The organism is Actinoplanes sp. URMC 104, from assembly GCF_051386375.1.
Taxonomy (GTDB): domain Bacteria; phylum Actinomycetota; class Actinomycetes; order Mycobacteriales; family Micromonosporaceae; genus Actinoplanes.
The window spans coordinates 373,981-391,988 of record NZ_JBPQTO010000002.1; the positions used below are offsets into that span (position 1 = coordinate 373,981).

The 18,008-nt window shown below is 72.4% G+C and carries 17 protein-coding genes; 2 read left to right on the forward strand and 15 right to left on the reverse strand.

Features of this window, described 5'->3' with window-relative positions; genetic code table 11:
* Positions 1-31: 31 nt before the first annotated feature.
* Together ACSNN8_RS02740 and ACSNN8_RS02745 are read right to left on the reverse strand one after the other, a co-directional pair.
* Positions 32-2,665, reverse strand: coding sequence for an ATP-binding protein (locus ACSNN8_RS02740; RefSeq protein ID WP_436646764.1), 2,634 nt, complete (start codon positions 2,663-2,665; stop codon positions 32-34).
* A 15-nt stretch (positions 2,666-2,680) separates the two neighbouring features.
* Positions 2,681-3,343, reverse strand: coding sequence for a hypothetical protein (locus ACSNN8_RS02745; protein ID WP_436646765.1), 663 nt, complete (start codon positions 3,341-3,343; stop codon positions 2,681-2,683).
* 17 nt (positions 3,344-3,360) lie between these two features.
* Here ACSNN8_RS02745 and ACSNN8_RS02750 point away from each other — a divergent pair, with 17 nt between their 5' ends.
* Positions 3,361-3,543, forward strand: coding sequence for a hypothetical protein (locus ACSNN8_RS02750; protein WP_436646767.1), 183 nt, complete (start codon positions 3,361-3,363; stop codon positions 3,541-3,543).
* Here ACSNN8_RS02750 and ACSNN8_RS02755 read toward each other — a convergent pair.
* The 6 genes from ACSNN8_RS02755 to ACSNN8_RS02780 form a co-directional block, all read right to left on the reverse strand.
* Entirely contained in the window at positions 3,517-4,518 is a 1,002-nt protein-coding gene (locus ACSNN8_RS02755; RefSeq protein WP_436649379.1) for an App1 family protein, read from the reverse strand. The two genes, ACSNN8_RS02750 and ACSNN8_RS02755, sit on opposite strands and share 27 nt — an antisense overlap.
* Positions 4,519-4,661: 143 nt before the next feature.
* The gene (locus ACSNN8_RS02760; protein WP_436646769.1) at positions 4,662-5,387 is read right to left on the reverse strand and encodes a hypothetical protein; all 726 of its coding nucleotides are present in this window, start codon (positions 5,385-5,387) and stop codon (positions 4,662-4,664) included.
* Positions 5,388-5,491: 104 nt separating this feature from the next.
* Positions 5,492-5,827: a hypothetical protein gene (locus ACSNN8_RS02765; RefSeq protein ID WP_436646771.1), complete on the reverse strand. Its 336-nt coding sequence runs from the start codon at positions 5,825-5,827 to the stop codon at positions 5,492-5,494.
* A gap of 10 nt (positions 5,828-5,837) precedes the next feature.
* On the reverse strand, positions 5,838-6,851 hold the full coding sequence (locus tag ACSNN8_RS02770; RefSeq protein WP_436646773.1) for a helix-turn-helix transcriptional regulator: 1,014 nt from the start codon (positions 6,849-6,851) through the stop codon (positions 5,838-5,840).
* 159 nt (positions 6,852-7,010) lie between these two features.
* A complete protein-coding gene (locus ACSNN8_RS02775; protein WP_436646775.1) occupies positions 7,011-7,226 on the reverse strand; it encodes a hypothetical protein in 216 nt (71 codons plus the stop codon).
* A 53-nt stretch (positions 7,227-7,279) separates the two neighbouring features.
* The gene (locus tag ACSNN8_RS02780) at positions 7,280-8,107 is read right to left on the reverse strand and encodes a class I SAM-dependent methyltransferase (RefSeq protein ID WP_436646776.1); all 828 of its coding nucleotides are present in this window, start codon (positions 8,105-8,107) and stop codon (positions 7,280-7,282) included.
* 69 nt (positions 8,108-8,176) lie between these two features.
* Between ACSNN8_RS02780 and ACSNN8_RS02785 the strand changes: the two genes are divergently transcribed.
* The gene (locus tag ACSNN8_RS02785; protein ID WP_436646778.1) at positions 8,177-9,412 is read left to right on the forward strand and encodes an ROK family protein; all 1,236 of its coding nucleotides are present in this window, start codon (positions 8,177-8,179) and stop codon (positions 9,410-9,412) included.
* A gap of 135 nt (positions 9,413-9,547) precedes the next feature.
* On the opposite strand, the gene ACSNN8_RS02790 is transcribed toward ACSNN8_RS02785, so the two are convergent.
* From ACSNN8_RS02790 to ACSNN8_RS02820, 7 genes are all read right to left on the reverse strand, one after another.
* Positions 9,548-10,936, reverse strand: a complete 1,389-nt coding sequence (locus ACSNN8_RS02790; protein ID WP_436646779.1) for a GH1 family beta-glucosidase — start codon at positions 10,934-10,936, stop codon at positions 9,548-9,550.
* Positions 10,933-11,964, reverse strand: a complete 1,032-nt coding sequence (locus ACSNN8_RS02795; protein ID WP_436646781.1) for an ABC transporter ATP-binding protein — start codon at positions 11,962-11,964, stop codon at positions 10,933-10,935. Before ACSNN8_RS02795 ends, ACSNN8_RS02790 begins: the two co-directional genes overlap by 4 nt.
* Entirely contained in the window at positions 11,964-12,980 is a 1,017-nt protein-coding gene (locus ACSNN8_RS02800) for an ABC transporter permease (protein WP_436649381.1), read from the reverse strand. Before ACSNN8_RS02800 ends, ACSNN8_RS02795 begins: the two co-directional genes overlap by 1 nt.
* A gap of 57 nt (positions 12,981-13,037) precedes the next feature.
* Positions 13,038-14,018 carry an ABC transporter permease gene (locus ACSNN8_RS02805; RefSeq protein ID WP_436646783.1) on the reverse strand — a complete coding sequence of 327 codons (981 nt, stop codon included), beginning with the start codon at positions 14,016-14,018 and terminating at the stop codon, positions 13,038-13,040.
* Complete coding sequence (locus tag ACSNN8_RS02810) at positions 14,015-15,094, reverse strand: ABC transporter ATP-binding protein (RefSeq protein WP_436646785.1); 1,080 nt, start codon at positions 15,092-15,094, stop codon at positions 14,015-14,017. Before ACSNN8_RS02810 ends, ACSNN8_RS02805 begins: the two co-directional genes overlap by 4 nt.
* Positions 15,095-15,166: 72 nt before the next feature.
* The gene (locus ACSNN8_RS02815; RefSeq protein WP_436646788.1) at positions 15,167-16,855 is read right to left on the reverse strand and encodes an ABC transporter substrate-binding protein; all 1,689 of its coding nucleotides are present in this window, start codon (positions 16,853-16,855) and stop codon (positions 15,167-15,169) included.
* 101 nt (positions 16,856-16,956) lie between these two features.
* A complete protein-coding gene (locus ACSNN8_RS02820) occupies positions 16,957-17,958 on the reverse strand; it encodes a LacI family DNA-binding transcriptional regulator (RefSeq protein ID WP_436646790.1) in 1,002 nt (333 codons plus the stop codon).
* Positions 17,959-18,008 lie beyond the last annotated feature (50 nt).

Genomic DNA, 18,008 nt, shown 5'->3' on the forward strand with positions numbered 1-18,008 from the left:
CCCAGGCTCGCCGGGCAGGAAGGCGGAAACCTCAGTGCCGGTACTGAGATGCGGCACGTAGCTCGCCGCGGTTGGCGAACCCGAGCTTGCCCAGGATGTTGCGCACGTGGGTCTCGACCGTGCGCTCGGAGAGGACGAGCCGCTGCGCGACGGCCCGGTTGGACAGTCCCACGGCGACCAGCGCGGCGATCTCCCGCTCCCGCGCGGTGAGCTCGTCGCGCGCCAGGCCGGCCGCCTCGGACGCCACCGCGCGCATGCCGAGCCGGCGGGCGGTGACCAGCGCCGCCGACGCGAGCTCCCGGCACCGGCGCGGGTCGGTGGCGCGCAGGCTCCGGGCGTACGCGACCCGGGCCAGCGCCAGGAACGACGGCGCGCCGAGCCGTTCCTCCATCACCACGGCCTGGTGCAGCAGCCGCCCGGCGTCCGGCTCGCCCAGCGCGACGCCGATCGTCCCGGCCGTCCGGGCGACCGCGCCGTAGCAGCTGGACATCGAGTTCAGGTAGACGCCGGCCCGCGGGCGCATGCGGGCGTAGCAGTCCGCGGCGATGTCGTGCTCCCCCACCCAGGCCGCGACCTCGCCCAGGGCGACGGTCACGAACGTCCGCCGCCCGTCCGCGGGCAGCCTCGGCAGCACCGCGCGCAGCCGGCGGGTCGCGGCCAGCGCCGTCTCGCGGTCGCCGCGGCCCATCGCGAGCTGGGCGAGCTGGGCGACCGCGATCGGCGCCTGCTCCCCCTCGAACGGCATCGGGTCGGTCCACGAGTAGTCGCCGGTCTGCGCGGCCAGCCCCGAGAGGAACGCCAGATAGAGGTACGGCGCGGAGGCGTCCTGCGAGCGGGCGGCCAGGTCGCGGGCCTCGGTCGCGAGCTCCAGCGCGGGCCCGAGCCGACCCGCCAGCAGGGCGCGGGCGGCGCGGGCGCGCAGCAGGTGCCAGCGGGCGACCGGCCAGCCCAGCCGCTCGGCGAGCCCGGCCAGCCGCGCGAGCTCGGCGTCGTACCCAGCGAGGTCGCCCAGCGCCAGGAAGGTGTCGAGCAGCCAGGTGCGGCCCCACAGCTCGGCGTCGGGCTGCCCGCTGGGCGCGGCCAGCTCGCAGCTGCGCCGGCCCAGCTCGAGCACCTCGTCGAGCCCGTCGACGGGGTCCATCGTCTCGTGCCGCGCGTGGATCGCCGCGACCAGCGCGTCGGCCCGTCCCGAGGCGGACGCCAGGGCCATCGCCTCCCGGCTGATCCGCTCGGCGCGTTCGGGGTCGCGATCCTCCGCCAGCAGGAACGCGTACTGCGCGAGGACCATCGCGCGGTCGCCGTCGTCGAGGTCGCGGGCCAGCGCCCGTTCGCAGAGCCGCACCAGCGCGGGGCCAAGCGGGCCGCCGAACCCGCGGATCACCAGCGCCGCCGGGGCGCCGACGTCGTCGACCACCGCCTCGCAGTCGGCCAGCGCCACGTCCAGCTGCCCGTCGTGGTACGCCGCCCGGGCACGGTCGAGGCGCAGCAGGCGGTCGCCGGGCGCGTTCTCGAGCGCGCGGCCGAACCAGTGCACGGCCTCGCTGTGGTCGAGCGACCGGGTCGCCGCGCGGGCCGCCGCGACGCAGGCCTCCACGGCGAGCCGGCGGGACGAAGGATCGGCCGCGGCCCGTACGCGGTGCCTCGCGATCTCGGCCGGGCTGCCGTGCTGCTCCAGGGCGGCGGCGAGCGCGGCATGCACGCGGATCCGCTCGTCGCGGCCGAGATCCGCGTACAGGGCCTGGCGGACCAGCTCGTGCGCGAAGCGGACCCGCGAGGGCGTCCACGGGTCGTCGACGAGAACCCCGGCCGCGACAGCCTCCGCCACCGTGCCGACCGGCACGACCGAGCTCAGCACGGTCACGTCGACGTCGGTCCCCCACGCGGACGCCGCCGCGAGCATCCGCCGGCAGGCCGCGCTGAGCCGGGCGACCCGGCGGGTGACCAGGCGGCGCAGGCCCTCCGGCAGGTCCAGGTCGCCGGCGGGCCGGGTCAGCCGGTTCTCGCGGACGAGCAGGCGGGCGAGCTCACGGGTGTAGAGCGGGTTGCCCCCCGCGAGCCGATGCACGACGGGGACCCAGCTGGGATGCAATCCGCCGGCCGCTTGTCCGGCCAGATAGTCTCCGACCGCTGCAACGTCCCAGGGACCCAGAAGCAGCGTCTCGCAGTTGAGCAGATCCGATATTTCGGTGCGGGTGGTGGCGATCACCAGGATGCGAGCCTTGTCGATCTCGCGGGCCAGAGCGGACAGCAGCGCGAGGGAGGCGTCGTCGGCCCAGTGCAGGTCCTCGAGCACCAGCAGCAACGGGCGCTTCACAGCGGCCGCGCACAGCGCCGCGACGGTTGCCTGCACGGCACGGAAACGGGCGGCAGCAGCCGATTCGCCCTCGTCGGCGAGGTTCAGCAGGGCCGGGGACAGGCCGGCAGGTGCCGCGCGGAGCATCGTGGTCCACGGCCAGAAGCTGGGGGCGCCCTCGTCCGGGTCGGCGCGGCCGGTCAGCACGCTGACGCCGGCCGCCCGCGCCACGGCCTCCTCGACCACCGCCGTCTTGCCGATGCCCGCCTCGCCGACGATCAGGGCGACCGCGCCCGTGCCCTGCTCGGCGGCCGCTCGCAGGCGGTCGAGGGCGGCCACCTCGGCCACCCGCCCGACCAACCGCACTCCCATGCGGACAAGGTGGCCCTAGACGCGCGGGATGTCCACCAGGATTTCGTCGGAGAGCGCGTAGCCGTCGGCCAGCACGAGCTCGTCGCCGCTCCAGAAGCGACCCGGGTCGTACCAGTTGGGCTGGCGGCCGGGCGGCAGCAGGCCCATGTCCTCGTAGGTCACGGCGACCACCTCGGCGCAGTACGCCGTCTCGAGCGCGGAGTCGGTGGCCGGGCCCTTGCCGCCGCGCAGCCGCCAGCGGGGGCGCACCTGCGGCACCCGGCCGCGCACCCAGCGCCACGCGAGCTGCGCCGAGGACGGGAACGGCGTGCCGTCGAGCCGCGCCACCGTCTTGAGCGCCTTGTCCTCCATGTCCTTGGGCACCCCCGGCTCCAGCTGGCGCAGCCAGCCGCGCTGGCCGTAGCGCTGCGCCCACACGGTCACGGCGTCGCGCAGGTCGTGCAGCTGCACCCCGCGCTGGAACGTGCCGGACCACAGGTCGGGCAGCGACCGGCCGAGCTCGGCGTGCCACATCAGCGGCGGCATGTCCTCGACGACGATCGACATGCCGACGTGGTTGACGGGGCTGTTGGTCAGCGTCTGGATGGCCCGGTCGGCGCCCGTACGGCCCCGGAAGATCCAGATGTCCCCGGTCCGGGTCAGGTCGATGGCCTCATCGAGGCTGATGGCGGCGTCCACGTGTCTATCCTCGAGTGATGCGTTGGTGGAAAATCGTGGGATTGGCCGGTCTGGCGGGGGTCGCGGCGACGGGCGCCGTCGTGGCGCGAGCGGAGCGCAAGCGCCGGCAATACACCCCCGACGAGATCCGGGAGCGGCTGCACCAGCGGGTCGCCGAGGCAGCCGCCGAGGAGTCAGACGACATCAGTGTCGCGGAGTAGCGACCACAGCCCCGCGCCGTCGGGCGCCGAGAACCAGGTCTTGCCACCCGAGCCGACCGCCTCGGGGGTGCCCGACGGGCCGGGGACGGCGCCGGCGAGCACCGACTGGGTGGGCGACAGCCGCCGGATCGCGACCGCGGCCACGTTGTCCGGGTGGGCGTGCGCGAACTCGGAGTAGATCTCCTGGTCGTGCTGCCCGTCGTCGCCGATCAGCAGCCAGCGGATGTCGGGGAACTCCCGCGACAGCCGCTGCAGCGTGTTGCGCTTGTGCTCCTGGCCGCTGCGGAACCAGCGGTCCGCGGTGGGACCCCAGTCGGTGAGCAGCAGCGGCCCCGCCGGGTAGAGGTGGCGCGACAGGAAGCGGCTCAGCGTGGGCGCCACGTTCCACGCGCCGGTCGACAGATAGAAGACCGGGGCGCCCGCGTTCGCCGTGATCAGCCGCTCGTAGAGGACCGCCATGCCGGGCACCGCCATGCGCGCGTGCTCGTCGAGCACGAACGTGTTCCACGCGGCGAGCAGCGGGCGCGGCAGCGCGGTGACCATGACCGTGTCGTCGATGTCGGAGATCAGGCCGAACCGGCACTGCGGGTCGACGACGCGGATGGGCGCCTCGACCGGCTCGGCGCCCTCGGTGAACAGCCGCACCCGGCCCCACCCGGGGTCGAGGTCGCCCTTGACCCGGGCGTCCACATAGCCGCTGCGGTCGGTGCGGGTCTCGGTGACGTCGTCGCCGATCTGGATCTTCACGATCGCGTTGTTGACCGGTGAGCTGGTGAAGCTGCGCCAGCCGCGCACCTTGTCGAGCTTCTTGGACGACGGCCGACCGCGGGTCAGCACCACCCGGGCCATCACCCGCGCCCACCCGGGGGCGCCGTAGCCCGTGTACGCGGTGATCACCGGCCGCCATCCCCGGTTGCGCAACCGGCGCTCGACGATCTCGTGGAGAGCGTCCTCCACACGCGCCGCCCGGTGCATCCGGATCGCGGGCGGCTGCCCGGCCGCCGGAGTTGTCGCCACGCTCTGGCCCCCTGCCCCTTTAGGTGTCGGCGGTCATCCTGCCCGGTTACGGTACCCGGACAACCTTGCAGTCGCCGGGGAACGTCCTCCGTCAGGAGGGGTCAGGCCGCGCTCGGCAGGGGCGGCTTCTCGGCGGTGCCCCACTGCTCGGCCCACCAGTGCTCGTCGGCCACCGGCTCGCCGGTCGCGCCCGCCCGCACCAGCGCCGCGGCCGCCTCGGCCCGCAGGCTGCGCAGCGCCTCGGCGGCCAGCTCGGACTCGTGCCACGCGGCCTGCTCGCGCTTCTGCGCGTCCTCGTACTGCGACATGCGGTGCGCGCGGATCGCGTTGAGCAGCAACCCCTCCTGCACCACCGGGTGCAGCCGCGGGTTCCAGCCCCGGTGCGCGAGCACGTCGTTGAGCTGGGCGATCGAGATCTCGCGGCGGCGGCAGGCGGCCGTCGCGGCGCGGTGCAGATAACGCTGCCGGTCGACGTTCTCCCCCGGCTTGCGGCGCCGGCTCATCAGCGGATAGGCCGACGCCCGCGCGCCGGCCCGCGCCAGCCGGTCGGCCTCGGCGTACGCCTCCCAGGCGGCGTCCACCTCCTCCTGCGCCGCGGCCCACTCGGCCCGGCGGCGGGTGGCCGTCGTCGCGGCGCGCTCGGCCGCCACGGCGACCTCCTCGGCGAAGCGCAACGCGTCGGCCTGCGCGGGGGTCAGCGGTTGCACCGGGGCCTTGGGCGGCAGGGCCATGAGCGTGGCCGACACGGCGATCGCGAGCAGGATCAGCAGCCACAGCAGGGCGGCCTGCGGCACGGAGACGAAGAAGTTGTGCAGGACGGGTTCCATCGCAACCTCACAGGCGGACGCGATCTACGGCGACGACACGACGCTGGGTGCAGCGGCACGGGGCCACGGGCGGGCGATCTCAGCCCGCCGATGCGGTCACGGCGTCAGCGCGACGGAGGCCCGCGGACGGCACCGATCCGCGGCGCGGCCCCGGCGAGCAGGACGACCGCCACGGCCGTCACCGGAGCCGGCATCGGCAGGGCCGGCACGCTCAGGACGCGCGGCTCGACCGCGGGTTGTTCTGCCCCGAACCCGGCCGGCGTCACCGCCTCGGCCCGCGTGACACCGGCCACAGTGACCGGCGCGGGCGCAGCGGTCTCGAGCGACGAGGGCGCGAGGTGGGCGGCGAACGCCACCGCCAGCATCGCGAGCCCGGTGAGAAAGCGCAGCAAGCGGTGCCCGTCCCACTTCCGGGGAAGCACACGCGCCGCAGCCGTCACAGCGATCAACTTACCGTTTCCGTCCGGAACGCGCAGGGCTCATCCGGGTTACGCCCGGCGCGTCACCGATCGGTGCGGAAACCCCCGGACGGGCGAACCGCTCGGCCAGGCGCGCGCAGGCCCGCGACAGCGCGGGCGGCCCGACGACCTCGAAGTCGGCGTCGAACCGCGCGACGGACGCGGCGAGGCTCGGCCACGACCACGAGCCGAGGGTGAGCCGGCACCGGCCGGGGCCGGCCTCCTCGACCACGCCGTCGCGGGTGTAGAGCGCGACGGTGGCGGCCGGAAGGTCGAGCAGGACCGTGCCACGGCAGGGCCAGGAGCCGTCGGCCGAGCCGCGGAACGTGCCGACGACGTACGCGGCGACGTCCCCGCCGGGCAGCTCGCGGGGCCGGAAGCGGGGCCCGTTGGGCGTCCGCAGGCCGATCCGGTCGACGCGGAAGGTGCGCCAGTCCTCGCGGTCGAGGTCCCAGGCGACCAGGTACCAGCGCCCGTCCCACGTGACGACGTGGTGCGGCTCGGCGCGGCGGATCCCGTCGCCGTAGTCGAAGCGGACCACCTCACGGGCGTGGACGGCGGCGCTGACGGCGAGCAGCACGTCGCCGTCCACCGGCGCCGGCGGCCGGGTGGTGGGGCGTTCGACGGCGGTGACCCGCAGGGCCTCGACGCGGTGGCGCAGGCGGCTCGGCAGGACCTGCCGGACGGTGCCCAGCGCCCGCGCGGCGTCGTCGGCCAGGCCGTTGCCGGGCGTGGTGGCGAAGACCTGCAGGGCGACGGTGAGGGCGACGGCCTGTTCGTCGTCGAACAGCAGCGGGGGCAGCTCGGCGCCGGCGGCGAGCCGGTAGCCGCCCTCGGGGCCCTTGGTCGCGGCGATCGGATAGCCGAGCTCGCGCAGCCGGTCGACGTCACGGCGCACGGTGCGCAGGCTGATCCCGAGCCGGTCGGCCAGCAGCGTGCCGGACCAGTCGCGGCGGCTCTGCAGCAGCGAGAGCAGCGCCAGCAGGCGCGCGGAGGTCTTCGGCATCGTCCCAGTCTGCCCGAGGAAGGTGCCACCTCCTGGCACCTGCGCGCGGTGGTGCTGCACGGCGAGGACGGCGCGCCCCGTCACATCGCTGTCGGGGGCGCGTCCGGGGACTGACCGCGAGCGCGGGAGGAGAGACGGCGGCCCGGGAGCCGCCGTCCGTCACTTGCTGGGTTCCGGAACGTCGAGGTCACACTTGATCTTGGGGTTGACGCCCATCCAGTTGAGCGGGCCGGCGAGCGTCGTGACGGCGATCGTGCCGAACTCGGCGCAGCTGGTGTCGCTGGTGTCGGAGAAGTAGCCACGCTCGTAGGCGGCCACGCCGCCGAGCACGAGCCAGAGAAGAACGATCAGCCCGCCGATCGTGCCGATGCGCATCGGGGCCTCCTATGCCGTGGGGATGCCCACCGATACCCCGTACCGTTCGATCTCTAAACGGGACGCTTCACCGCCTGCAGGGTGTACGTGTGCGGCAGCCGCTCGGGCCGGTCGGCGAGCTGCCATTCGCCGTCGCCGAGGTCGGTCATCAGCTCGCCCTCCAGCGCCCGCCACGGCACGCTGGTGTGCTCGACCAGGCCGGTCAGCGTCAGGCCGGCCTCGAGCACGGCCGTGACGATCTCGCCGAGGCCGTGGTTCCACTCGTGCGTCCGGTTGTGGGAGAAGGCCACCTCGGTGTCGACGTACGTGCCGCCCTCGTCGTACACCTGCGGCTCCGCCATCTCGAAGTACGGCTCCTCCAGCGCGAGCACCCCGTCGCGCCGGTCGTAGTCGAGCGACCACAGCACCGGGTGGCCCTCGCGGATGAACAGCCGCCCGCCCGGCTTGAGCAGCGCCGCCACGGTCGCGGCCCAGCGCCGCACGTCGGGCAGCCAGCACAGCGCCCCTACACCGGTGTAGACCAGGTCGTAGCCGTCGCCCGCGGCGGCCACCGCGTCGTACACATCGGACTGCACGAAGCGGACGTCCGCCCCCGCGAGCCCGGCGATGCGCCGCGCCTCGTCCAGCGACTTCGACGAGAAGTCCAGGCCGGTCATCGTGGCGCCCAGCCGCGACAGCGAGACGGTGTCGGTGCCGATGTGGCACTGCAGGTGGATGCCGCGCAGGCCGGAGACGTCGCCGAGGAGGGCCCGGTCGAAGCTGACCGTGTGGCTCAGGAAGGCGGGGTCGGCGAAACGGTGCACGCCGTAGCCGGCGGACGCGGCGTGCGCGGCCGCGCGGTCGTCCCAGTTGGCGCGGTTGATGTCGAGGTAGTCGGTCACCCGGGCACGATATGCCGTACGAGATCGATGCGGCTTAGGATTTCAGTCCGGCGAGGCGAGGGGGCGGGCTTGGACACCAGGCGTACGACGGTGCGTGACGTGCGCCGGGCGAACCGGTCCGGCCTGCTCACCGACCTGTTCCACGGCGGCCTGCAGAGCCGGCAGCAGCTGGCGGCGAGCACCGAGCTGAGCCAGGCCAGCGTGAGCAACCTGATCGGCGAGATGATCGAGGAGGGGCTGGTCGAGGAGGCCGGTCTGGTCGGCTCGGACGGCGGGCGGCCGCGGGTGCTGCTGCGGGTGCGGCCGGGCTTCCGCTATGTGGTCGGCGCCGACGTGGCCGAGACCCGGGTGCTCGTCGAGCTGTACGACCTCGCGATGTCGCGGCTCGCGGCGGTGACCCTCGAGCACGACGACCGGCCCGAGCAGGTCGCCGGCCGGGTGCTCGCCGGGCTGGGCCGGGTGATCGAGGACGCTGGGGTGGCGCCGGCCGACGTGCTGGGCTTCGGCGTCGGCGTGCCCGGCGTGGTCGGCCTCGACGGCGTGGTCGACTCGCAGTCCACCGGGTGGGACTCGGTTCCGCTCGGCGCGATGCTGCGGGCCGGCACCGACGTGCCGATCTTCGTGGAGAACGGCGCGAAGACCCAGGGCCAGGCGGAGATGTGGTTCGGCGCGGGGCGCGGCGCCCGGCACGCGGTCATCGTCATGATCGGTACGGGCGTGGGCGCCGCCGTGGTGATGGACGGGCGCAGCTACTACCGGGGTGCGAACAGCAACGCCGGCGAGTGGGGCCACACCACGCTGATCTACGACGGCGACCGGTGCCGGTGCGGGGCCCGGGGCTGCCTCGAGGCGTACATCGGGGCGGAGGCCATCGGGCGGCGGCTGGCGGCCGCGACCGGGGAGGCGTACAGCGAGGAACTGCTGGCCTCCCGGCTGCGGCAGCCCGACCTGCAGGAGCCGGTGGCGGGGGTCTTCGAGCAGACCGCGGGCTACCTCGGCGCGGGGCTCGCCGACCTGATCAACCTGTTCAGCCCGGAGCGGATCGTGCTGGGCGGCGACACCGGCGCGGCGTTCGGCGAGCGGTTCCTGCCCCAGATCCGCGCCGCCGCGGCCCGGCACGCGCTGCGCCGCCCGTACGCCCAGACCACGATCACCGTCTGCGAGCTCGGCACCGACGCGGTCGCGATGGGCGCCGCCACTCTGCCGATCGCGCAGCTGCTCGCCGAGGGCGGCCTGCCCGAGCCCGCCGAGCAGGTCGTCGCCTTCACCCCGCGCCCCCGCCGTCCGGGCGCCCGCGCCCGCTGACCCGGCCCGAGGTCCGAGAGCTCCGCTCGGGGACCTCCGGCGCCACCGTCGACACCTTCGTGGCGGCTGGACGGTAGCCGCTCGATCGGTGACCGTCGACGGTGGCGCGGAGGCAGACCGGCGTCGCGGCGGGCTCTACGCGCGCAGCGCCGCGATGGAGTCGCGGTACCAGAGGGCGCTCTGCTTGGGCGTGCGCTCCTGGGTCGCGTAGTCGACGTGCACGATGCCGAACCGCTTCGCGTAGCCGTACGCCCACTCGAAGTTGTCGAGCAGCGACCACGCGAAGTAGCCGCGCACGTCGGCGCCCTGCTCACGGGCCGCGGCGACCGCGGCGATGTGCGAGGCCAGGTACGCGGTGCGGTCGTCGTCGGCCACGTACCCGGTCTCGTCGGGCTGGTCGTCGAAGGCGGCGCCGTTCTCCGTGACCACCAGCGGCAGGCCGGGGTAGTCGCGGTGCAGGCGCAGCAGCAGCCGGGTGAAGCGCTCCGGGGTGATCGGCCAGTCCATCGCCGTGCGCGGGGTGTCGGGCAGCACCGCGCGCACGACCGGCTCGCCCTGCTCGTCGTGGGTGTTGCCGTCGGCGTCGGTGCCCGCGAAGTCCTGCCCGAAGTAGAAGTTGACGCCCAGCACGTCGAACGGCGTCGAGATGACCTCGAGGTCGCCGTCGTGCACGGGCATCGCCGAGCCGCGCGCGGCCAGGTCGGCGACCACGTCGGCGGGGTACTCGCCACGGCGCAGCGGGTCGAGGTAGAGCCGCAGCCCCATGCCGTCGGCACGCCGCGCCGCGTCCCGGTCGGCCTCCGTGTCGCCGTGCGGGTCCGCCGTGCCCATGTTCAGCGTGATCCCGTACGTGTGGGGCCGGGTCTCCGCCGCCCGCATGGCCTGGACCGCGAGCCCGTGGCCGAGCAGCAGGTGATGGGTGGCCGCCAGCGACGCGTCGAAGTCGCGGCGGCCGGGCGCGTGCACGCCGACGTGGTAGCCGAGCCACGCCGAGCACCACGGCTCGTTCAGGGTCGTGAACGTGTCGACGCGGTCCTGCAGCCGGTCGAAGACGAGCATCGCGTAGTCGGCGAACCGGTACGCGGTGTCGCGGTGCGGCCAGCCGCCGGCGTCCTCGAGTTCCTGCGGCAGGTCCCAGTGATAGAGCGTGACCCACGGGGTGATCCCGTTGCCGAGCAGCTCGTCGACGAGCCGCTCGTAGAAGCCCAGCCCCGCCTCGTTGACCGGGCCGCGGCCGTGCGGCTGCACCCGCGGCCACGCCACCGAGAACCGGTAGCTGTCCACGCCGAGGCTCTTCATCAGCGCGACGTCCTGCGGCATCCGGTGGTAGTGGTCGCACGCCACGTCGCCGGTGTCGCCGTTGTGCACGGCGCCGGGCACGCGCGAGAACGTGTCCCAGATGGACGGCGTGCGCCCGTCCTCGGCGGCCGCGCCCTCGATCTGGTACGAGGCGGTCGCGACCCCCCACACGAACTTCGGCGGCAGGCCGGTGGCGAGGGGGATCCTGGTGGTGGTGGGGTTCATCGCTCTCCAGTGAGGACTTCGGAGGGCCCGACGGGCTGCTCCGTGGGATGCAGCCAGCACGCGACCGACCGTGCGGCTCCGTCCGGGGTGCCGGGTCGGCCCAGCACCGGGATGTTGCCGGGGCACGGCTCGAACGCCTGGGGGCACCGGGGGTGGAACGAGCAACCGCTCGGCATGCCGGCCAGGTCGGGCGGCGAGCCGGGGATGCCGGCCAGCTCGCGGCGCGGCCCGCGCAGGGCGGGGAAGGAACCGAGCAGGCCCTTCGAGTACGGGTGCAGGGCGTCGCGGTAGAGCGTGGCCGCGGGCGCCTCCTCGACGATCCGGCCGCCGTACATGATCGCGATCCGGTTGGAGAACTCGACCAGCAGCGACAGGTCGTGCGTGATGAAGATGACCGAGAAGCCGAGCCGCTCGCGCAGCTCGATGAGCTGGCCCAGGATCTGCCGCTGCATCACCACGTCGAGCGCGGTGGTGGGCTCGTCCATGATGACCACCTGCGGCTGCAGGATCAGCGCCATGCCGATCATCACGCGCTGCCGCATGCCGCCGGAGAGCTGGTGCGGGTAGGCGTCCATCCGGTCGGGCGAGATGCCCACGAGCTTGAGCATCTCGCGGGCCCGCGCGTTGCGGCTGTGCTCGCTCATCGACGGCTCGTGGGCCTTGAGCACGTCGGTGAGCTGCGTCGAGATCTTGTGTACGGGGTTGAGCGAGTTCATCGCGCCCTGGAACACGATGGCCGTCTCGGCCCAGCGGAACGCGCGCAGCGCGTTGTCGTCGAGGCCCAGGACGTCGTACGGCTGCCCGCCCTCGGGGTGGTAGATGACCTCGCCGCCGGTGATGACGCCCGGCGGGGCCAGCAGCCGGGTCAGGCCGTACGCCAGGGTCGACTTGCCCGAGCCGCTCTCCCCCGCCAGGCCCAGCACCTCCCCCTTGTGCAGGGTCAGGTTGACGTCGCGGACGGCGCGCACGGCGCGGTCGCCGAGGCCGTAGTCGACGTTGAGGTTGCGGATTTCCAGTACGGGTTCCATCACTTCGCCTCTCGCGCCACAGGCGTCAGCACGTCGGGGTGGATCGTGGCGTGGGTACGCGGCTCGGGCGTGTTCGACAGCACCGGGGTGAAGCCGATCCGCATCCGCACGGTGTGACCCGCGTTCGTCTTGATCTTCGTCTTGCCGGCGCTGCGCAGCCGCGGGCTGACGAACTCGTCGATGCCGAAGTTGATCAGCGAGAGCGCCGTGCCGAGGAACGCGATCGCGAGGCCCGCCGGCACGAACCACCACCACGCGCCCTGGCCGAGCGCCTGCTGGATCTGCGCCCAGAACAGGATGGTGCCCCAGTTCCAGCCGCTGGTCGACGCGATGCCGATGAACGCGAGCGTGATCTCGGAGAGCACCGCGAAGACGACCGTGCCGATGAAGCCGGACGCGATGACCGCGGTCAGGTTCGGCAGCAGCTCGAAGATGATGATGCGCCAGGTCTTCTCACCGGTGGCCCGGGACGCCTCGACGAAGTCACGCCGGCGCAGCGAGAGCGTCTGCGCCCGCAGCACGCGGGCGTTCCACGACCACGACGTGAGCCCGATGATCACCGCGATGAGCGTGTCGTTCGCGCTGCTCAGCGCCGAGGTGATGATGATCATCAGCGGGATCGCGGGGATCACCAGCACGACGTTGGTGAGCACCGAGAGCGTGTCGTCGGCCTTGCCGCCGAGGTAGCCGGCGGTGACGCCGATCAGCACCGACAGCGTGGTGGCGATGATGCCGGCCAGGAAGCCGACGTAGACGACGCTGCGGGTGCCGGACAGCAGCTGGCTGAAGATGTCCTGCCCGAGGTGGGTGGTGCCGAACCAGTGCTTGGCGGACGGTCCCTGCAGCAGGTCGTTGCTACGCGCGTCCGGGTCGAACGGCGCCACCCACGGCCCGATGATCGCGAACAGCACGTAGATGCCGAGCACGGTGATGCCGGTGAGCGCCTTGGCGTTGCGCAGGAACACCAGGCGCTGCCGCTTGGCCTTCGTCGGCTTGGCGCCCTCCGGCTGGGCCATGGCGCCCTGGCCGGGGATGACCTGCGCAGTGCTCGAGGTGGGAATCGTCGTCATCGCTCAGCCCTCCTTGCGGGTGCGCGGGTCGAGGAGCAGGTACGCGATGTCGGCGAGCAGGTTCGCCACCAGCACCGAGATCGTGATGACCAGGAAGATGCCCTGCATCAGCGGGTAGTCCTTGGCGCCCAGCGCCTGCAGCAGCGTGAAGCCCAGACCCGGGTACGAGAAGACGATCTCGACCAGCAGCGTGCCGCCGACGATGAAGCCCAGCGACAGAGCGAAGCCGGAGACGTTGGGCAGCAACGCGTTGCGGGCCGCGTAGCTGACCGCCACCCGCCGCTCGGACAGGCCCTTGGCGTGCGCGACGGTGATGTAGTCCTCCGAGGACACCGTCACCATCATGTTGCGCATGCTGAGGATCCAGCCGCTCACCGAGGAGATCAGGATGGTGAGCGCGGGCAGCAGGCTGTGCTGGATGGCGCTGGGGATGAAGTACTGGTCCCACGCCGGCACCAGGCCGGAGTCGAAGCCGCCACCCGACGGGAAGAAGCTGTCCGGGCCGGCCAGCAGGTAGATCGCGATGATGCCGAGCCAGAAGTACGGCACGCTCGAGAAGAACGTGGTGACCGGCAGCAGGCCGTCCGCCCACGAGCCGCGCCGCCAGCCGGCCAGCACGCCCAGGCCGGTGCCCAGGAAGAAGCTGATGATCGTGGTGATGCCGACCAGCAGCAGCGTCCACGGCAGCGCCTGGCCGATGACCTGCGAGACGGGCGCCGGGAAGAACGTGAACGACAGCCCCAGGTCGCCGTTGAAGATCTGCTTCCAGTAGTCCAGGTACGCCGCCCACAGGCTCTGCTTCTTGTCGAGCCCGAACAGCACGTACAGCGACTGGATGGCCTGGGTGCTGATCTGGCCCTGGTACTTGGCGATCAGCGACTGCACCGGGTCGCCCGGCACCATGCGCGGGATGAAGAAGTTCAGGGTGATCGCGGCCCACGCGGTGAACAGGTAGAACGCGATGCGCTGGAGGAAGTACTTCATCGGGCGGCCGTCCCTGGTTGCTGGGCTTGCACGGTCGCCTCGTCGTAGAGCCAGCACGCGGCCCAGTGGCCGGGCCGGTCGCCGATCTCGAGCCGTACCGGCAGATCGGTGGTGCACCGCGGCATCGCCATCGGGCAGCGCGGGTGGAAGCGGCAGCCGGCCGGCGGGTGGATCAGGCTGGGCGGCTCGCCGTTGCCCCGGTCCTCCTCCGCCGGGTCGATGTCGGCGGTGAGCCGGTCCGGGTCCGGCGCCGAGTCGATCAGCAGCCGGGTGTACGGGTGGGCGGGCGTCTGCGTGACGGTCTCGGAGTCGCCGCCCTCGACCATCCGGCCCGCGTACATCACCAGCGTCTCGTCGGCGAAGTAGCGCGCCGAGGCGATGTCGTGGGTGATGTAGAGGATCGCCAGGTTGAGGCGCTCCTTGAGGTCGCGCAGCAGGTTCAGCACGCCGAGCCGGATCGAGACGTCCAGCATGGACACCGGCTCGTCGGCGAGCAGCGCCTCGGGCCGGGCGCCGAGCGCGCGGGCGATGGCGACCCGCTGGCGCTGGCCGCCGGACAGCTCGTGCGGGAACTTGTCGAGGTAGCGCGCGGGCGGGGTGAGGCTGACCCGGTTGAGCAGGTCGGTCAGCGCCTCCTCGAGCTCCTGGGCGTTCGACCCGGCGTTGCCGTGGATCTTCAGCGCCCGGGTGAGGTGGTAGCGGATCGTGTGCACCGGGTTCAGCGAGGCGAACGGATCCTGGAAGATCATCTGGACCCGGGCCGCGTACCGGCGGAAGGCCGCGCCGCCCTTGACGGCCGTCGGCTCGCCGTGCAGCTGGATGTCGCCGCCGGTGCGGGGGTAGAGCTGGGCGAGCAGCCGGGCCACCGTGGACTTGCCGGAGCCGGACTCGCCGACCAGGGCGACCACCTGACCACGGCGCAGCGTGAGGCTCACGTCGTCGACGGCGTGGACCGCGTCGTGCTGTTTCTTCAAGAGGTGCCGCAGTTGCCGGCGGACGGGGAAGTGCTTGGTCAGGCCGATCGCCTCAAGCACCACCTCGCCGGCCGGCGCCTTGGCGTCCTGGGTCGACGTCATGGGGCTTCCTTCGCGGGGATGGTGGAGTGCCGCTCCCGCACGGACGGCATCCGTGCGGGAGCGGCGGGACGATCAGGAGTTGGCGGGGCGGAGCTTCAGGATGATCTGCAGCGAGTACGGCTGGGTCGGCTGACCGCCCGAGTACGGGTCGGCGTCGCTGGGCCAGCCGGTCCAGTTCTTGGTGCTGTAGAACATGCCCACGTTGTCCGAGCCGACCGGCAGCATCGGAACCTGCTCCACGAAGACCTTCTGGATCTGGTTCATCGCGGTGGTGCGGGCGGCGTCGCTGGTGGCGTTGGCGTACGCCTTCAGCGCGGCGGTGGCCTCCGGGCTCTTGAACCGGCCGAAGTTGCCCTGCGGCGACGCGGTGCCGATCGGCTTGAGCAGGTCGCCGTCCATCACGGTCTGGTAGATGTCGTACGGCGTGGCGCCGCCGTTCGTCCACCGCATGCTGCCCTCGAAGTCGCCCTTCTGGATGTTGGCGTCCCAGACGTCCTGGTTGGGCTTCTCGATGGTCGCCTCGATGCCGATCTCGGCGAAGTTGCTCTTGATGATCTCGAGCGTGGTCTGGTAGTCCGACCACGGCGCCGGGTCGCTGAGCTTGATCTTGACCGGCTTGCCCGACGGGTCGCTCAGCGTCTTGCCGTTGAGCTTGTAGCCCGCCTGCGTCAGCAGGGCCTTGGCGCCCTCGACGTCCGGCGTGAGGGTCTTGTCCTTGTACTCCGGCGCGATGAACGCGTCACCGGCGCCCGGCGGCAGGCCGGTCACGCTCTTGATCTCGGGGTGGAAGTACGCCGACTCGGCCTGGGTGAAGATGTCCGAGCGGTTGACGACCATGTTCATCGCCTGGCGCAGCTTCGGGTCGTCGAACGGCTTCACGGTGGTGTTGATGTAGAGGCCGTGGATGCCGAGCACGCCGGGCGCCCACATCTTGTTGGTCTCGCTCTTGGCGACGAAGGTCTGCTGCGCGTTCGGGATGAACACGAAGCTCCACTCCGAGTCGCCGTTGGTCAGCGCGGTGGCCTGGGTGTCGTTGCCGGAGTACGAGGTGTACCGCAGCTCCTTGACCTGGGGCAGGTCCTGCCAGTAGCCGCCGTCCGTGCGCAGCGCCAGCGTGACGCCGGCCTGGGTGAACGACTTGAGCGTGTACGGGCCGCTGCCGACCGGGTTCTTCAGCGTGTCCGTGGTCGGGTCCGCGATCTTCTCCCAGACGTGCTTGGGCACGATCGGCGTCTGCGACATGATCTTGACCTGGTTCACGTACTGCGACGACTTGAAGGTCACCTTCACGACCTTGCCGTTGACCGTGACCTGGTCGTACGGGATCGCGTTCTGGTTCAGCGCTTCCTTGGCCTTGAGCAGGTTGAAGGTGTACGCCACGTCCTCGGCGGTCAGCGGCTGGCCGTCCGACCACTTCGCGCCGTCCCGGACGGTGACCTCGGCGGACTTGTAGTCGTCGGCCCACTTGACCGACTCGGCCAGCCACGGCGTCGGCGGGTCGGCCGGCTTGACCGGGTTCCACTGGGTCAGCGGCTCGAAGATGACCCACTTGTAGCCGAGCGCGTTCGCCGAGGAGGTGCCGGCGAACGGGTTGTTGTTCTCGGTCTGCGTGCCGTTCGGCATGCCGATGCGCAGGTAGTCCACCGACGACTTGTTCGCGTTGTCGGCGTTGTTGGCGTTGGGCGAGTCGCCGCACGCGGCCAGGCCGCCCGTGGCGAGCGCGCCCGCCAGGGCAACCGCGAAAAGTTGCCTTCTCTGCATCGCTGAATCTCCTCGAATGTGACGTGATCGGGCGTGCTTCATCGCGGCGCCGGCTCGATGCGCCGGCCCCGATTTCATGCGTTATTTCGGCCTGTTTGCGACTAGGCCACAGTGGATGGGCGGATGGTGAACGTGGTGGGGATGACGGTCGGACGGTTGGGCAGGGGTGTGCCCTCGAAGTGGGCGAGCAGCGTACGGGCCGCGGCCTCACCCATCTCGCGCAGAGGTTGGTGCACGGTCGTCAGCGGCGGCTGGGTGTGCGCCGCGGTCGGTATGTCGTCGAAGCCCACCACCGCCACGTCCTGCGGGATGCGGTGGCCGGCGTCGAGCAGCGCCTGCATCGCGCCGATCGCGGCGAGGTCGTTGTGGGCGAAGACGGAGTCGAAGGCGACTCCGGACGCGAGTGCGGTGTGCACCGCGTCCGCGCCGCGGGCGACCGTGAAGTCGCCCAGGAACTGCCGGTCGGCGCCGATCGGGTGGCCGGCCTCGGCGAAGACCGACGCGAAGCCGGCGTGGCGCTGCTGGGTGCAGCCGAACCGCTCCGGCCCCGAGATCACCAGGGGCCGGGTGCGGCCGATCTCGAGCAGGTGCCGGGCGGCCGAGCCGGCGCCGAGGTGGTTGGTGGTGCCGACGCTCGGGATCTCGCCGGAGGTCTGGTCGCGGTCGTCGATGAGCACGACGGGCAGGCCCCGGCGGTGCAGCGTGGCGATGTAGTCGAGCGTGCCCTCGGGCTCGATGACCAGCAGGCCGTCGAACGACTTCGCGGAGACCTGCGCGCCGAACTGGCGCATCGACTCCTCGCCGCGGTTGCAGGTGAACAGCAGCAGGCCGTACCGCTCGGTCTCGAGCACGTCGACCGCGCCCTGCAGCACCTCGCCGATCCACGGCCAGGCGAGCGAGGGCACCAGCATGCCGACCACGCGGGTCCGCCCCCGGGCCAGTCCGACGGCGCGCGAGCTCGGCACGTAGCCCAGCTCGTCGATCACCGCGCGCACCCGCGCGGCGGTCGACTCGTCCAGCTCACCCTTGCCGTTGAGCACCCGGGACACGGTCGTCTTGCTGACCTTCGCCCGGGCCGCCACATCGGCGATGGTGATTGGCACTGGTCCTCCTGACGTGTTCCCGCCGCGTTGCCACCGGATTTCGGAACCGG

Coding starts and splice junctions, on each gene's coding strand:
- ACSNN8_RS02755 (WP_436649379.1), bottom strand. CDS start 4,518: ATGCACCGGGCGGCGCGTGTGGAGGACGCTCTCCACGAGATCGTCGAG.
- ACSNN8_RS02775 (WP_436646775.1), bottom strand. CDS start 7,226: ATGCGCATCGGCACGATCGGCGGGCTGATCGTTCTTCTCTGGCTCGTG.
- ACSNN8_RS02815 (WP_436646788.1), bottom strand. CDS start 16,855: ATGCAGAGAAGGCAACTTTTCGCGGTTGCCCTGGCGGGCGCGCTCGCC.
- ACSNN8_RS02740 (WP_436646764.1), bottom strand. CDS start 2,665: ATGGGAGTGCGGTTGGTCGGGCGGGTGGCCGAGGTGGCCGCCCTCGAC.
- ACSNN8_RS02795 (WP_436646781.1), bottom strand. CDS start 11,964: ATGGAACCCGTACTGGAAATCCGCAACCTCAACGTCGACTACGGCCTC.
- ACSNN8_RS02760 (WP_436646769.1), bottom strand. CDS start 5,387: ATGGAACCCGTCCTGCACAACTTCTTCGTCTCCGTGCCGCAGGCCGCC.
- ACSNN8_RS02770 (WP_436646773.1), bottom strand. CDS start 6,851: ATGCCGAAGACCTCCGCGCGCCTGCTGGCGCTGCTCTCGCTGCTGCAG.
- ACSNN8_RS02805 (WP_436646783.1), bottom strand. CDS start 14,018: ATGAAGTACTTCCTCCAGCGCATCGCGTTCTACCTGTTCACCGCGTGG.
- ACSNN8_RS02810 (WP_436646785.1), bottom strand. CDS start 15,094: ATGACGTCGACCCAGGACGCCAAGGCGCCGGCCGGCGAGGTGGTGCTT.
- ACSNN8_RS02790 (WP_436646779.1), bottom strand. CDS start 10,936: ATGAACCCCACCACCACCAGGATCCCCCTCGCCACCGGCCTGCCGCCG.
- ACSNN8_RS02750 (WP_436646767.1), top strand. CDS start 3,361: ATGCGTTGGTGGAAAATCGTGGGATTGGCCGGTCTGGCGGGGGTCGCG.
- ACSNN8_RS02800 (WP_436649381.1), bottom strand. CDS start 12,980: ATGGCCCAGCCGGAGGGCGCCAAGCCGACGAAGGCCAAGCGGCAGCGC.